This is a genomic window from Pseudomonas sp. KCJK8993 (assembly GCF_046230915.1).
GTDB classification, from domain to species: Bacteria; Pseudomonadota; Gammaproteobacteria; order Pseudomonadales; family Pseudomonadaceae; genus Aquipseudomonas; species Aquipseudomonas piscis.
On sequence record NZ_JBJJLO010000066.1, the window covers coordinates 22825 to 36217 of the forward strand.

The 13393-nt window shown below is 65.9% G+C and carries 14 protein-coding genes; 3 read left to right on the forward strand and 11 right to left on the reverse strand.

Annotated elements, in window-relative coordinates; translation table 11 throughout:
• Window positions 1-45: 45 nt before the first annotated feature.
• From ACK6AU_RS19880 to ACK6AU_RS19890, 3 genes are read right to left on the reverse strand one after another with little or no spacing between them, the layout of a single operon-like run.
• Window positions 46-741 carry a GNAT family N-acetyltransferase gene (locus ACK6AU_RS19880; protein ID WP_409300874.1) on the reverse strand — a complete coding sequence of 232 codons (696 nt, stop codon included), beginning with the start codon at window positions 739-741 and terminating at the stop codon, window positions 46-48.
• Window positions 742-761: 20 nt separating this feature from the next.
• A complete protein-coding gene (locus tag ACK6AU_RS19885) occupies window positions 762-1208 on the reverse strand; it encodes a GNAT family N-acetyltransferase (RefSeq protein WP_185696817.1) in 447 nt (148 codons plus the stop codon).
• Between the two features lie 24 nt (window positions 1209-1232).
• A complete protein-coding gene (locus ACK6AU_RS19890; RefSeq protein ID WP_185696818.1) occupies window positions 1233-1856 on the reverse strand; it encodes an FMN-binding negative transcriptional regulator in 624 nt (207 codons plus the stop codon).
• A gap of 104 nt (window positions 1857-1960) precedes the next feature.
• Between ACK6AU_RS19890 and ACK6AU_RS19895 the strand changes: the two genes are divergently transcribed.
• Window positions 1961-3511, forward strand: a complete 1551-nt coding sequence (locus ACK6AU_RS19895) for a PLP-dependent aminotransferase family protein (protein WP_409300877.1) — start codon at window positions 1961-1963, stop codon at window positions 3509-3511.
• A gap of 38 nt (window positions 3512-3549) precedes the next feature.
• Window positions 3550-4761, forward strand: a complete 1212-nt coding sequence (locus tag ACK6AU_RS19900; RefSeq protein ID WP_185696820.1) for a YeeE/YedE family protein — start codon at window positions 3550-3552, stop codon at window positions 4759-4761.
• A gap of 141 nt (window positions 4762-4902) precedes the next feature.
• Here ACK6AU_RS19900 and ACK6AU_RS19905 read toward each other — a convergent pair whose 3' ends face one another.
• The 5 genes from ACK6AU_RS19905 to ACK6AU_RS19925 all read right to left on the reverse strand — a co-directional run bounded on the left by ACK6AU_RS19905 (window position 4903) and on the right by ACK6AU_RS19925 (window position 8792).
• A complete protein-coding gene (locus tag ACK6AU_RS19905) occupies window positions 4903-6003 on the reverse strand; it encodes a polyamine ABC transporter substrate-binding protein (protein WP_409300880.1) in 1101 nt (366 codons plus the stop codon).
• Window positions 6004-6015: 12 nt separating this feature from the next.
• Window positions 6016-7047 (reverse strand): histone deacetylase family protein, encoded by a 1032-nt coding sequence (locus tag ACK6AU_RS19910; protein ID WP_185696822.1) that lies wholly within the window; start codon window positions 7045-7047, stop codon window positions 6016-6018.
• Between the two features lie 163 nt (window positions 7048-7210).
• The gene (locus ACK6AU_RS19915; protein ID WP_409300882.1) at window positions 7211-7438 is read right to left on the reverse strand and encodes a hypothetical protein; all 228 of its coding nucleotides are present in this window, start codon (window positions 7436-7438) and stop codon (window positions 7211-7213) included.
• Between the two features lie 68 nt (window positions 7439-7506).
• Window positions 7507-7728 carry a hypothetical protein gene (locus ACK6AU_RS19920; protein ID WP_409300884.1) on the reverse strand — a complete coding sequence of 74 codons (222 nt, stop codon included), beginning with the start codon at window positions 7726-7728 and terminating at the stop codon, window positions 7507-7509.
• A 71-nt stretch (window positions 7729-7799) separates the two neighbouring features.
• Complete coding sequence (locus ACK6AU_RS19925) at window positions 7800-8792, reverse strand: AraC family transcriptional regulator (RefSeq protein ID WP_185696823.1); 993 nt, start codon at window positions 8790-8792, stop codon at window positions 7800-7802.
• Window positions 8793-8990: 198 nt separating this feature from the next.
• On the opposite strand from ACK6AU_RS19925, the gene ACK6AU_RS19930 reads away from it, so the two are divergent.
• On the forward strand, window positions 8991-9536 hold the full coding sequence (locus tag ACK6AU_RS19930) for a hypothetical protein (RefSeq protein ID WP_260497888.1): 546 nt from the start codon (window positions 8991-8993) through the stop codon (window positions 9534-9536).
• A gap of 72 nt (window positions 9537-9608) precedes the next feature.
• Here the strand turns inward: ACK6AU_RS19930 and ACK6AU_RS19935 are convergent, their stop codons facing one another.
• The 3 genes from ACK6AU_RS19935 to ACK6AU_RS19945 all read right to left on the reverse strand — a co-directional run.
• Window positions 9609-10613, reverse strand: coding sequence for an asparaginase (locus ACK6AU_RS19935; RefSeq protein WP_409300887.1), 1005 nt, complete (start codon window positions 10611-10613; stop codon window positions 9609-9611).
• Window positions 10614-10717: 104 nt separating this feature from the next.
• Window positions 10718-12157, reverse strand: coding sequence for an alanine/glycine:cation symporter family protein (locus tag ACK6AU_RS19940; protein ID WP_409300889.1), 1440 nt, complete (start codon window positions 12155-12157; stop codon window positions 10718-10720).
• Window positions 12158-12675: 518 nt separating this feature from the next.
• A partial coding sequence (locus ACK6AU_RS19945; RefSeq protein ID WP_409300891.1) for a hypothetical protein occupies window positions 12676-13393 on the reverse strand: 718 nt, incomplete at its 5' end.

Consider the following 13393-nt stretch of genomic DNA (forward strand, 5'->3'; position numbering starts at 1 on the left):
CGACACGGTTCTGTAGGAGCGAGGCTTGCCCGCGATGGCGTCAGCTCAAACCCCGCCTGCCCCAGGGATTACCCCCCGGCACTCCGCCAAGCCTTTCACCTGCCCCGCACCGCTCTGGTTCTCATCGCCAAGCCACAGCTCGAAGCCCCGGGCGATGGCCGGCCATTCCGAATCGAGGATCGAGAACCAGGCGGTGTCGCGGTTCTGCCCCTTGGCCACCATATGCTGGCGAAACACCCCTTCAAAACTGAACCCCAACCGCTCCGCGGCATAGCGCGAGCGGGCGTTGGCATTGTTGCACTTCCATTCCAGGCGCCGGTAACCCATGGCGAAGGCCTCCCGGGCCAGCAGGTACACCGCCTCGGTGCTCTTGGGCGAGCGCTGCATCGGTGCGCCGAAGGTCACGTGGCCGATCTCGATGCGGCCGTGGGCCGGGACGATGGACATCAGGCTGAGCACCCCTTGGGCCTGGCCTGTGGCGAGATCGATCACGGTGAAGAAGTACGGGTCGCTGCTTCGTCCATGGCCCGCCAGCCAGGCGTCGAAGGCCGGGCGCTCGGGGTAGGGGCCGTAGGGCAGGAAGTCCCAGAGCACAGGGTCGGCGTCCGGGCCTTGCAAGGCCTGGAACAGCTCATCGCCATGGCGCGCCGGATCGAGTTTCTCCAGGCGGATGAAGCGCCCTTGCAAGAGGGTGGCCGAAGGCACGGGGGCGCCTTGCCAATCGGTGAGGGAAGTCGACATTCAATGGCTCCTGGGCAGGTTCACAGAGGTTTGCGGAACTGGATGAAGCCCGGGCGCTCGGCGATGCGCTCGTAGAGCTGGATGGCCGTGGCGTTGGTTTCGTGGGTCAGCCAGTGGACCTTGGCGCAGCCGTCCTGCCTGGCCTGGGCGTAGACGAACTCGATCAGCTTGCGACCGACCCCGGTACCGCGCTGTTCTGGAGTCACCAACAAGTCTTGCAGGTAGCAGGCGTTCTCGATGCTCCAGTTGGAGCGATGGTAGATGAAATGCACCAGGCCCACGGCGCGTACGCCCTCCCAGGCCAGGGCGGCATGGGTCGGCTCGCTGGCATCCAGGAAGCGCTGCCAGGTGCTCTGGGTCACGGCATCCGCCAGTTCGGTCTCGTAGAACCGCAGGTAGGCTTGCCACAGGGGCAGCCAGGCGGCGTGGTCGGCGGCGGTGACGGGGCGGATCTGGATCTGGCTCATGAAGGCTCCTTGATTGTTGAAGTATTAGCGCATCAGCTGGGACAGCTGCTGGTCGCGCAGGTCGGCGCTGGCCGCCAGGCCCTCGCGGACCCCGGCCATGTCCCGGGCGTCACGGTTCTGGCTGAGCTTGCGCTTGCCTTCCAGGCGCTGGATCGGCAGAGCGAAACCGACGATGGCCTTGAGCATGCCGTCGATATAGTCGGCGGGGGCGTCCTCGACCTTCCAGGGTTGCTGGCGGCCAGCTTCGTGGCGCTCGGTGAGGGCCCCGACCAGCTTGAGCAGGCGCTGCGGGTCGTGGAACACCTCGGCCTGGCCGTAGGCATGCACCGCCACGTAGTTCCAGGTCGGGACCACCTTGCCGTGCTCGGCCTTGCTCGGATAGAACGACGGGCTGACGTAGGCATCGCCGCCTTCGAAGATCACCAGCGCTTCGGCACCGGCGGCCAGCTCCGCGCACTGCGGATTGGCCTTGGCCAGGTGGCCATAGAGGGTGCCATTGGCTCCTTGGCCGGCCTCCAGCAGCAGCGGCAGGTGGCTGGCCTGCAGGCCCAGGGCACCGCAGGTCACCAGGGTGGCCAGGCGGCCGTCATGGATCACCTGGTGCAGGCGGGAGAGGTCTTGGTCAGCGAAAGCGCGAGGTAGGTACATGTGGAAAATCCTTGGCGATTGGCTGCATCCTAGGCAGGCCAATGGTTCATGGTAAGAGCCATTTCCGTTCTATTTCATGGGTCCAATTCCCTGGGTGCGTGCCAATGAACAGTGCCTTGCCTCCGCTGTCCTTCAACCCTGCCGGCATCGTGCTGGACCGCCGCCAGGGCCTCAGCCGCCAGCTCTACCAGGCCCTGAGCCAGCGGGTGCTGGACGGGCGCCTGGCTGGCGGTACGCGCTTGCCGGCCAGCCGTGAACTGGCCAGCGCCCTGGGCCTCTCGCGCAACAGCGTGGTCCGGGCCTACGACCAGCTGTATGCCGAGGGCTTCATCGAAGCACGGGTCGGCGACGGCACCTACGTGGCCCAGTTGCCGCAAACCCGATTGCCGGCCAAGAAATTATCCACAAAACAATCCACAGGCTTTTCAACAGGCTTACCCACAGACTTATCCACAAAATCCGTCGATTTACCTGTGGTTACATCCAGTGGATTGGTCTCAAACAGCACTTTGCAGCGCCTGCAAAAACATCATCTGAGCACCCATCCCAGCGGTCCGCCCCGAGCGTTCAGGGTCGGCGTGCCGGCCTTCGACCTGTTCCCGTTCGAGGTCTGGGCCAAGCTGAATGCGGCTTTCTGGCGCAAGCCAGAGTTGCGCCACCTGTGCTATGGCGATTCGGCTGGCGAGGCGCGCCTGCGCAGCATGATCGCCGCCTACCTGCGCAGTACCCGGGGCCTGCAATGCACGGCTGAACAAATTGTGATCACCAGTGGCGCGCAACAGGGCATCAGCCTTTGTGCACAACTGCTGGTGGAGCCCGGCGACCCCGTGGCTGTGGAAAACCCGGGCTACCGCGCCGCCGGCCACGCCTTCGCCATGGCCGGTGCGCAACTGCACGGCGTGGCAGTGGACCAGGAGGGCATCGATTGCCGCCAGCTGGAACGACTGCAGAATTGCCGTGTGGCCTATGTCACGCCGGCCCACCAGTACCCCACCGGGGTGGTCATGAGCCTGGCCCGGCGCCTGGAGTTGCTGGCCTGGGCCGAGCGGACCCAGGGTTGGGTGGTCGAGGACGACTACGACGGCGAGTACCGCTACAGCGGTGCACCCCTGGCGCCCCTGGCGGCCCTGGATCGCCAGGGGCGGGTGATCTATGTCGGCACCTTCGGCAAGGTGGCCTTTCCGGCGCTGCGCCTGGGTTACCTGGTGTTGCCGCCGCACCTGGTACAGGCGTGTGTGCGGCTGCGGGCAGTGGAAATGCGCCATTCGGAAGTCAGTACCCAAGCGGTGATGGCCGAGTTCATGGCCGCCGGGCATTTCCAGCGGCATATCCGACGCATGCGGCGCGCGGCCCTGAGCCGGCGCAATACCCTGCTCGAAGCCTGGCCCGAGGCCATCGACGGGGTCGGGCCGCTGCCCGGGGTGAGCGCAGGGCTGCACCTGACGGTGCGCGTCGACAGCCTGGCCCGGGAGCAGGAACTGCAGGCCCAGGCCGCCGGCGTCGATGTCGAGGTCAGCGCCCTGAGCCGCTACTGGCTGCCCGACAGCGTAACGCCCGAGGACCAGCGGGCCGGCCTGGTGCTGGGGTTCGCGGCGGTGCCGGAGGCCGAGATCCGCGCCGCCGTGGCGCGCCTGCGCCGGGCCTGGCGGGTTTGACGGGTATACTTCCGGGCATTTCCCTTTCGAGACCCCCTATGAGCCAGTCCCTTTCCCTGGCGCCTGAACGCAAGTTCAGTGCGCCGTTGTTCGCCTTGCTGCTCCTGGTGGCCGGCGCCCTGTTCCTGCAAGTGGAGGTGGGCGCGCGCCAGGTATTGCTGTTGCTCCTGGGGGCGGCCCTGGGCCTGGTCCTTTACCACGCGGCGTTCGGCTTCACCTCGGCCTGGCGGGTGTTCATCCGCGACCGGCGTGGCGCGGGCCTGCGCGCGCAGATGGTGATGCTGGCGCTGGCGGCGCTGCTGTTCTTCCCGGCCCTGGGTGCCGGCACGCTGTTCGGCCAGCCGGTGACCGGGCTGGTGGCGCCGGCCGGGGTATCGGTGATCTTCGGGGCCTTCATCTTCGGCATCGGCATGCAGCTGGGCGGCGGTTGCGCGTCCGGTACCCTGTTCACCGTCGGTGGCGGCAATGCGCGGATGCTGGTGACCCTGGTGTTCTTCATCTGCGGCTCGCTGATCGCCACCCATCATGTGGACTGGTGGTTCGCCCTGCCTTCGCTGCCGCCGATCTCCATCGTCCAGAGCTTCGGCGTGGGCCCGGCCCTGGGCTTGAGCCTGTGCCTGTTCGCCCTGATCGCGATGCTGACCCAGGTCCTGGAAAAACGCCGCCATGGCAGCCTCGAAGCGCCCGTGGGCAGTACGCACCAAGGCTGGCGGCGCCTGCTGCGCGGCCCTTGGCCGCTGGTCTGGGGCGCGGTGGCCCTGGCTCTGCTGAACTTCGCCACCCTGGCCCTGGCCGGGCGGCCGTGGGGCATCACTTCGGCATTCGCCCTGTGGGGAGCCAAGCTCGCTGGCGGGCTGGGCCTGGATGTCAGCCAGTGGGTGTTCTGGCAAGGCGCGGCGAATGCCAAGGCCCTGGCGGCCCCGGTATGGCAAGACATCACCAGCGTCATGGACATCGGCATCGTCCTGGGGGCCTTGCTGGCTGCCGGCCTGGCGGGACGCTTTGCCCCGAGCCTGAAGATTCCCGCCCGGTCGCTGGTGGCGGCGGTGATCGGCGGCTTGCTGCTGGGCTACGGCTCGCGCCTGGCCTATGGCTGCAACATCGGCGCCTATTTCAGTGGCATCGCCTCCGGCAGCCTGCACGGCTGGTTGTGGCTGGTGGCGGCGTTCATCGGCAATGGCGTGGGGGTACGGTTGCGGCCCTGGTTCTTCGCCGAGGAACGGGCGCCCCAGGGCCTGACTGGCTGCTGATGGCGGGTGGTGGCGAGCGCGCTTGCTCCCGTACGGCTGCGTAGCACTCGTGAATCGGTTCTCGCGGGGTGTCAGGCACAAGCGGCTAGCCGGCCTTGGCTTGCTGCGCAATCCGCTGCGAGCAAGCCACAGGGGTAGCGATCAGGTCCCGGCCTTGATCTTGGTCCAGGCCCGGGTCCGCGCCCGCTCGGCATCACGGGGCAGCGGCCGGAGCGTGTAGAGGGTGTTCATGGCTGCCGCGGTGGGGTAGAGGTTGGGGTTGTTGCGAATCGCCGGGTCGACCTTGTCGGTGGCGTCCTTGTTCGGGTTCGGATACCCGACGAAATCGCTGACCGGGGCAATCACCTGGGGTTGCAGCAGGTAGTTGATGAAGGTGTAGGCGTCTTCCGGGTTCTTCGCGCCCTTGGGGATCGCCAGCATGTCGAACCAGATCGGCGCTCCCTCCTTGGGCAGGCGCATGTCCACGGTCACGCCGTTCTTGGCTTCCCGGGCGCGGTTGGCGGCCTGGGAGAAGCTGCCCGAGTAGCCCACCGCCACGCAGATGTCACCGTTGGCGATATCGGCCATGTACTTGGACGAGTGGAAGTAGGTGATGTACGGGCGAATCTTCAGCAGCAGGGCCTCGGCCTTCTCGTAGTCCGCCGGCTTCTGGCTGTTGGGGTCCAGGCCCAGGTGCTGCAGGGCCAGGGGCAGGATCTCCGACGGCGAATCCAGCAGCGCCACGCCGCACTGCTTGAGCTTGCTGATGTTCTCCTCCTTGAAGATCAGGTCCCAGCTGTCCACCGGTGCCTGCTCGCCCAGGGCCGCCTTGACCTTGTCCGGGTTGAAGCCGATCAGGATGGTGCCGTACATGTAGGGCACGGCGAAGCGGTTGCCCGGGTCGTTGGCCTCGATCAGCTGCATCAGCTTGGGGTCCAGGTGGTTCCAGTTGGGCAGCTTGCTGCGGTCCAGGGGCTGGAACACCCCGGCCTCGATCTGCTTGGCCAGGAACACGTTGGACGGCACTACCACGTCATACCCGGAGTTGCCGGTGAGCAGCTTGGCCTCCAGGGCTTCGTTGGTATCGAAGATGTCGTACACCAGCTTGACCTGGCTGTTCTGGGCCTTGAAATCTTCCAGGGCCTTGGGGGTGATGTAGTCGAACCAGTTGTACACCCGCAGGGTGCGTTCCTCGGCGTGAGCGGCGGTGCCCAGCAGGCAGGCGCACAGGGCGGGAGCAATGAGGCGTTGGAGTCTTGGCATGTTGCGGGTTCCTTACTGGGCGCTCTGGAAGCCTTCGAGTACGTTCACGGCGTTGATGCCGATTTCCGCGACGGCATAACCGCCTTCCATGACGAACAGCGTCGGTTTGCCGAGGGCGGCGATGCGCTTGCCCATGGCCAGGTAGTCCGGGCTGTCGAGCTTGAACTGCGAGATCGGGTCTTCCTTGAAGGTGTCGACCCCCAGGGAGACCACGATGACATCGGCACCGTAGCGCTCGATTTCCCCGCAGGCCCGCTCCAGCGCCGCACTCCAGGCGTCCCAGCCGCTACCGGCGGCCAGCGGGTAGTTGAAGTTGTAGCCTTCACCAGCGCCTTCGCCGCACTCGTCGGCATAGCCCAGGAAGAACGGGAACTCGGCTTCCGGATGGCCGTGGATCGAGGTGAAGAGCACGTCGTTGCGCTCGTAGAAGATCGACTGGGTGCCGTTGCCATGGTGGTAGTCGACATCGAGGATCGCCACCTTGCCATGGCCCTGGTCGAGGAAGGCCTGGGCGGCGATGGCGGCATTGTTCAGATAGCAGTAGCCGCCCATCAGGTCGCTGGCGGCGTGGTGTCCCGGTGGCCGGCACAGGGCGAAGGCGCTATGGGCGCCGCGCTGGATCACCGCCTGGGCGGTCAGGGCGACCTGGGCCGCGCTATAGGCTGCTTGCCAGGTGCCGGCGGTGATCGGCGCGCCGCCGTCGAAGCTGTAGTAGCCGAGCTGGCCGTGCAGGCTGCTGGGGATCACGCTGCGCAGGGTGCGCGCCGGCCAGGTGTAGGGCAGCAGGTCGCCGTCGATGCCCTTGGCTGCCCAGCGCTCCCAGGCGCCCTTGAAGAACTCCAGGTACTCGCGGCTGTGGACGCGCTGGATCGGCTCCAGGCCGAAGTCCTTGGGCGCCTCCACCGGCCCCAGGTTGCGGTACTTCACTCGGTCCAGCACGTGGTCGGCCCGGGAGGGCATTTCGAAGCAGGGCATCAGTTGCCCGTCTATCAGTTCGCAACGGCCGTGGTGCAGATGGTGATCGTCCGAGTAGATCGTCAGCATTTTCTTGTTCTCCGCAGGCTGATTCGGTGGCTCACAGTCTTGCGGGAGGCGGGGTTTCGGAGAACGGCAGGAACGGCCAAAAGAGGATCGATATGGCCAGATTGCATGACCGCAATTCGCCCCTTGAAGGGGCGTGGCGCCCCATTGCGGGGCGCCAGTGGCTTCAGTCTGCCGGCGGTGGCGGCGCAAAGCGTTGCAGGACCTGGAGCATGTCCTCGCGTTTTTTCCGGGCGATGGCCTCCAGCAGCAGGGCATAGCCCTTTTTCTCGCAGCGCTGGCCCACGGCGGCCACCAACGGCCAGAAACCCTGGCACGCCTGTGGGTTGGCAGATTGCAGGCCCAGGCGCTGGAGCACCCAGGGCGGGATGCTCATCTGGCGTTGCAGGCGCATGCCGCAATACAACCGATAACCTTCGATGGCCCGGCCCTGGGGGATGTTGTCCAGGGGCGCTGCGGCCTTCAGCTGGCCTGGTAGGCGATGTCGTTGAGCAGACCGGGGTACTCGCTGTGGTCGGTGGCGGTTTCCGGCTCGTCGAGGGCGAAGTGGCTGGACATCTCCCACCACTTGAATTTCGCCGGGTCGAATGCCTGGGCGACGGGTGCTGCGGCGAGCATCAGCAGCGCCAGGCCGATTCGACGAAGGCCGATATGCCTGGCGGTGCTGCTTGTGGATAGATTCAACGCTGCCGTCCCTTGCCGGTATGAAAGGCCGGCAATGTAATGCAATTGGCGCCTTCATGCCGGGGTTTGTCTCAGGGCCGGAACTGGCTCGGCGCCACGCCGCTCCAGCGGATGAAGGCATGGCGAAAGCTCGCGGTCTCGCTGAAGCCCAGGGCCTCGGCGATGCGGTAGATCGGCAACTGGTCCTGGCAGAGCATCTGCTTGGCCCGCTCGAAGCGCAGTTCGTCGAGCAGTTCCTGGTAGCTGCAACCCAGCTCCTTGAGGTGTCGGCGCAGGGTCCGGGCCGAGCAGTTCATCTGCTGGGCCAGCCCGTCCAGGCCGGGAGCGGCGTCCAGCTGCGCCGCCAGCAGCTGGCGGATGCGCCCGAGCCAGGCCTGGCGTCCGGTGAACTCGGTGTTCTGCTTGCGGCAGCGCTCGGCCATGGCCTGGTGGGTGATCACGTCCGCCAGGGGCAGCGGCTGGTCGAGCCAGTGGCGGTCGAAGGCAAAGGCATTGCTGGCGGCATCGAACTCTAGGGGGCAGTCGAAACGCTCGCGATAGCGTGCCTGGTAGTCCGGTGCGGGGTAGTCGAAGCGCGCGCCGATCAGCGGCAGCGGATGCCCCAGCAGGTCGTCGCAGATGACCTTCATCGAGGCCAGGCAGAACTCGGTGTTGAACGCGGCCAGGGCCGGGCATTCGCGATAGTCGGCGGCCGTCAGCCAGATACGCGGGCCGTCGGCTTCCAGGGTTAGCTCGAAAAGTGTTCCCATCAGCGCCGGGTAGCGCAGCGCCAGGCGCAAAGCGTCACCTAAGGTGGCACTGGTGAGCAGGGCGTAGCCGAGCATGCCGTAGGAGGACACGTGCATGCGCCGGCCCAGCTCCAGACCGATATCGCGCTGCAAGGCCACGGCATTGGCGCACACCAGCATCTCCTGGCTGGTGGTGATGCGGGTATCGGCGCGGCTCAGGTCGGCGGGGTTTATACCGCTGCCGGCCAACAACGCGTCGCTGCCCTGGCCCTGGTCCTTGAAGGTGTTGAGGATCAGGGAAACCGCATTGAGGGTGGTGAGGTGCGAATGCAGCATGCGCAGATTCCGGCCTGGGAAAGACCCTTGACCGGAGCAAGTTGCATGCCGCCCGCGCCAGGACCTGCCGTTTGCCTGCCAGCGGCATGGGGCATTTCGGGGGGTGCGTGGTTAGTGACTTGGTGCTTTGATTGGTGCAACCTGCCTGCCATTCACCGCCAGAGGTGGCGGTGCAGCAACCTCGATAAAGGACTATGTATGACCCTCACTCCTGCGCGTTCCCTGCTCCTGGTGTCCGGCTTGCTCCTGAGTTCGCTGTGTCTGGCCGAGGCTGGGCCAGGCAGCGAAAGCACCCTCAAGGATTCTGCCAAGTCAGCCGTCTCGTCAGCCATTTCGGCAGGCAAGAACCTCTTGGGTGGCGTCAGCGAAGGCGTGCTCGATGGTCGCCAATCGGCGCAAGGCGTCGACGGTGCCTCGATCATTTCCTCCCGCGAGCAAATGAAGGGTCGCGTCGATGTCCAGGTATTGAAGACCGAAGCCGTCGGCGACAGCTTCAACGTTACCCTGGGTTTCAAGAACAGCAGCGACAGCCAGTTGCGGCTGATCAACCTCAAGCAGACCGGTGCCCTGCTGGCGATCGACCAGGACGGTTACGCCAACAACCTGACTGTCAGCCTCGACAACCCGGATGAAGTCACCATCCCGGCCAAGGCGGCAGTGCGGCAGAAGTTCGTGTTCGAAGGACCGATCGAGAGTTCGAGCTCGGTGCGGGTCTGGGGCCAGGATTACCCGGTCAAGAAGTAACCTGGCCGCCACCCTCTGTTCGTCGTCGAGCCGGCAGCTAGCGCAGTCGCTACCGGCTCCGGAGCCTGAGCTTCAGCTCAGCTCGCCACACAGGTCCAGTTCGACCAGGCGCCGTACCTCGGCGGCCGGCAATCCGGCGCCCAGCAGGGCATCGAGCTTGCCGAAGGCGGCCTCGCGGGTCATGCCGCCGCCCGACAACACGCCCACGCCGCGCAGGCGGCTGCCGGCCTCGTAGATGTCCAGCTCGACCCCGCCCTCATGGCACTGGGTCACGGCCACCACCACGATGTCCTGGTCCCGGGCGCGCTTGAGGCTGGCCAGGAACGCCGGGTTGTCGCTGGGACCGGTGCCGCTGCCGAAGCATTCCAGCACCAGGCCCTGGATGCCGCTGGCGAGCACGCCATCGAGCACTTCGGCGCCGATGCCGGGGAACAGCGGCAACACGCCGACCTTGGCCGGCTGGCGGGACTGGCGGTAGTCCAGGCTTGGCGGGATGGCCTCGACCTGGGTGCCGCCACCCTTGCGTCGCAAGGCGGCGAACGGGTGCCGACCGAAGCTGCGGATCTTCGCGCAGCGGGTCGGCGCCAACAGCTCGCCATGGAAGTACAGGTGTACGCCGGGTGCCAGGCCACGGCCGAGGGCCAGCAGCGCACCGCTGAGGTTTTCCCAGGCATCGCTGTCGGGCACGCCGGCCGGCAGCATCGAACCGGTGAACAGCACCCGTGCCGGCAGGCCCAGCAACTGGAAGCTCATGGCCGCGGCGCTGTAGGCCAGGGTGTCGGTGCCATGCAGGATCAGCACGCTGTCGCAGCCCTCGCTCTCGACGGCCTCGACCACCGCTTCGCGCAGGCGCTGCCAGTATTCGGGGGTCATGTTGGCGCTGTCGATCAGCGGCGCCATTTCGCGAAAGCGCCAGGCCGGTACCGGCAGGTCGGGACGGGTGTCGAGGTAGTCGCGCATCCGGGCTTCGAAGCCGGACGCCGGGGCCAGGCCGTCGGCGCTGGCCTGCATGCCGATGGTGCCACCGGTGTAGAGCACCATGACGTGCTGGGCGGCAGGGTGGGTCGAAGGGTGCATGGGGTTCTCCGAAACGGTGAGTTCCTGTGGGAGCGGGCAAACCCGCTCGCACATTTATCGAACTGTAATCGACGGGTGCAGAGGATGCGCCCATCGTTGACCCGTCAGCGTTGCGCTGTGGGCACGCCTTGCGGCTCGGCCTGGGCGGTGGCCGCGGGTTCGGCGGGCCAGGCCTTCAGGTCCAGGTCCAGATCGGCGAATTTGCGCGAGTCGAACACAGGCTGGTCGACGCCGGCGCGGCGCTGCTCGTCGTAGTCGCGCATCACGCGCAGGCCGACCTTGAACAGCAGGGCCAGGGCCACCAGGTTGACGAAGGCCAGGCAGGTCATGGTGATGTCGGCGAAGGCGAACACGGTCGAAAGGTCCTGCATCGAACCCCATACCACCAGCGCCAGCACCAGGCCGCGGAACAGCATCAGTACAGTGCGGTTGCGGGAGAGGAACTGCAGGCTGTTTTCGCCCAGGTAGTAGTTGTAGAGGATGCAGGTGAAGACGAACAGCGACAGCGCGACGCTGACGAACAGGCGACCCCAGTCACCGACCACGGCGGCCAGCGAGTTCTGGGTCAGGACGATGCCGTCGCCTTCGAAGCCCGGGGTGTAGAAGCCCGACAGCAGGATCAGCAGCGCGGTGCAGGTGCAGATCACGAAGGTGTCGAGGAACACGCTGAAGGCCTGGACCACGCCCTGGGCGCCCGGGTGCTTCACGGCGGCCACGGCGGCGACGTTCGGCGCACTGCCCAGGCCCGCTTCGTTGGCGAACACGCCACGCTTCACGCCCATGACGATGGCGCTGCCGAGCAGGCCGCCGAAGGCCGGGTCGAGGCCGAAGGCGCTCTTGATGATGGTCGCCAGCATGGCCGGCACGTGTTCGATCTGGGTGCCGATCACATACAGGGTCACGGCGATGTAGGCCAGGGTCTTGATCGGGACCAGCAGGTCGGACACCGCGGCGATGCGCTTGATGCCGCCGATGAAGGTGATGGCCAGCAGCAGCGCCAGGACGATGCCGGTGTGGCTTGGGTCGAAGGCGAAGGCGTCCTGCAGCGAGTGCGTCACTGTGTAGGACTGCAGGCCGATGAAGGCGAAGCCGTAGGTGACCAGCAGCAGGATGGAGAACACCACTGCCATGCCTTTGAACTTCAGGCCGTGCTGGATGTAATAGGCCGGGCCGCCGCGGTACAGGCCGTCGCCGTCGGCGCGCTTGTAGACCTGGGCCAGGGTGCATTCGAAGAAGCTGCTGGACATGCCCACCAGTGCGGTCACCCACATCCAGAACACGGCGCCCGGACCACCCAGGGTCACGGCGATGCCGACGCCTGCGATGTTGCCTGCGCCGACCCGGCCGGCGAGGCTGAGCATCAGCGCCTGGAATGAGCTGAGCTGGCCGCCGCTGCTTTTCAGGCTATCGCGGAACACCGCGAACATATGGAGGAAGTGGCGCAGTTGAACGAAACGCGAGCGGATCGTGAAGTAGCCGCCGAGCCCGACAATGAGCACGATCAGCACTTTCCCTGAGAGGAAGTCGTTGATGACTTCGAGCATGGAGTATTCCTCGCTGTTTTTTGTGTAGGCAAACGCAGAATGGGCAGAAACAATTTGTCACACCGCTCATTGCACGCACGGCAAAGCGGTGGGGCGAATGTTCGTCCCGGTTCTCTATTCGCGGGTTGTTATTAGTTCGGGTTTCCCATGGGTTTGAGCCGCGCTACCGGCGACAGCCCAGGGGAAGAGGGGGCGCACTATACCGGTGCGCGGGCCTGCCGTCTGCATATAGCGCGCCGAACCGAGGAACGGCAGGAGGCGGGAGGCTGAATCGGTTCTTGTCGCGGCGGGCTTTGCCTGGTCTGCGCAAGCCCGGGCCAGGGCTCTCTGGCGGCTGACCGAACGGTCATGATCGATTGTCATGCCAAATTGGAAAAGCCGACAAAAGGAGCTTGTTATTCGGTTTTTCACGATTTTTTGCCGATTTTATCCTAGCGCTTGTCAGGGCTCCGGTTGCTCGTCGAAGCAAGTGGGAGCGAACTGCGGCTCAGCAACCGTTCCATGTCCATGGGTGCGGCTCAGGTCGGGAATTGTTCGAGGTGTTCTTCCACCCATTGCACCAGGCGTTCGTCCAGCTGGGGCAGGAGTTGGCGATAGGCGTCCTGGCAGGCTCGGAACCCTGGGTCCTGGTTGATCAGGTTCGCCAGTTCGGTCGGGGCCGTTGCAGGCGTGTGTGCGGCGCGTAGCTGGTCTTGGCGCTGGCCGGCCTGCTCGAGGGTGTCGGCCAGGGCGTGTTGTCGTAGCTGGCGGAATTGGGCGAGGGCTTCGGGCAGGTGGAAGTGCAGGGCGCTGTCGAAGCCTTCCCAGCTTTCGTAGGCCAGCCACTCGTGGAGCACCATGAAGCAGCGTAGTGCTGGAGGTAGTTGCGCCAGCTGGTCGAAGTCCAGCCAGTACTGGCGGGGCAACGCCTGGGCGGTTTCGATGGCCTGGGCGATCAGTCCCACGGCCTGGCCCGGGTTGCGCCGGTGCTTGCGCAGGATGCGCTGGGTCAGGGTGAAGCGCGCTTCTTCTATAGCGTGCAGGGCGCGGTTCAGGTCGTATTCGGCGCTATGCAGGTATTCCCGGGCTTGTTCGGCGGACAGCCCGGACTTGTCCACCAGCACCTGCAACAGCTCGGACTTGTAGAGCTCGGCGGCTCGTTGAGGGTGGCCTGCGCAGCGTGCGAGCAGGGCTTGGGCGTGACGCAGGCCGATGGGGAGCAGGGCGCGTAGCTGTTGCAGGGCCTGGGTGTGTGTC

What these genes read in the sequence shown, in the direction of transcription:
- ACK6AU_RS19880 (WP_409300874.1), bottom strand. Translation starts at nt 741, where the DNA reads ATGTCGACTTCCCTCACCGATTGGCAAGGCGCCCCCGTGCCTTCGGCC.
- ACK6AU_RS19885 (WP_185696817.1), bottom strand. Translation starts at nt 1,208, where the DNA reads ATGAGCCAGATCCAGATCCGCCCCGTCACCGCCGCCGACCACGCCGCC.
- ACK6AU_RS19890 (WP_185696818.1), bottom strand. Translation starts at nt 1,856, where the DNA reads ATGTACCTACCTCGCGCTTTCGCTGACCAAGACCTCTCCCGCCTGCAC.
- ACK6AU_RS19895 (WP_409300877.1), top strand. Translation starts at nt 1,961, where the DNA reads ATGAACAGTGCCTTGCCTCCGCTGTCCTTCAACCCTGCCGGCATCGTG.
- ACK6AU_RS19900 (WP_185696820.1), top strand. Translation starts at nt 3,550, where the DNA reads ATGAGCCAGTCCCTTTCCCTGGCGCCTGAACGCAAGTTCAGTGCGCCG.
- ACK6AU_RS19905 (WP_409300880.1), bottom strand. Translation starts at nt 6,003, where the DNA reads ATGCCAAGACTCCAACGCCTCATTGCTCCCGCCCTGTGCGCCTGCCTG.
- ACK6AU_RS19910 (WP_185696822.1), bottom strand. Translation starts at nt 7,047, where the DNA reads ATGCTGACGATCTACTCGGACGATCACCATCTGCACCACGGCCGTTGC.
- ACK6AU_RS19915 (WP_409300882.1), bottom strand. Translation starts at nt 7,438, where the DNA reads ATGCGCCTGCAACGCCAGATGAGCATCCCGCCCTGGGTGCTCCAGCGC.
- ACK6AU_RS19925 (WP_185696823.1), bottom strand. Translation starts at nt 8,792, where the DNA reads ATGCTGCATTCGCACCTCACCACCCTCAATGCGGTTTCCCTGATCCTC.
- ACK6AU_RS19930 (WP_260497888.1), top strand. Translation starts at nt 8,991, where the DNA reads ATGACCCTCACTCCTGCGCGTTCCCTGCTCCTGGTGTCCGGCTTGCTC.
- ACK6AU_RS19935 (WP_409300887.1), bottom strand. Translation starts at nt 10,613, where the DNA reads ATGCACCCTTCGACCCACCCTGCCGCCCAGCACGTCATGGTGCTCTAC.
- ACK6AU_RS19940 (WP_409300889.1), bottom strand. Translation starts at nt 12,157, where the DNA reads ATGCTCGAAGTCATCAACGACTTCCTCTCAGGGAAAGTGCTGATCGTG.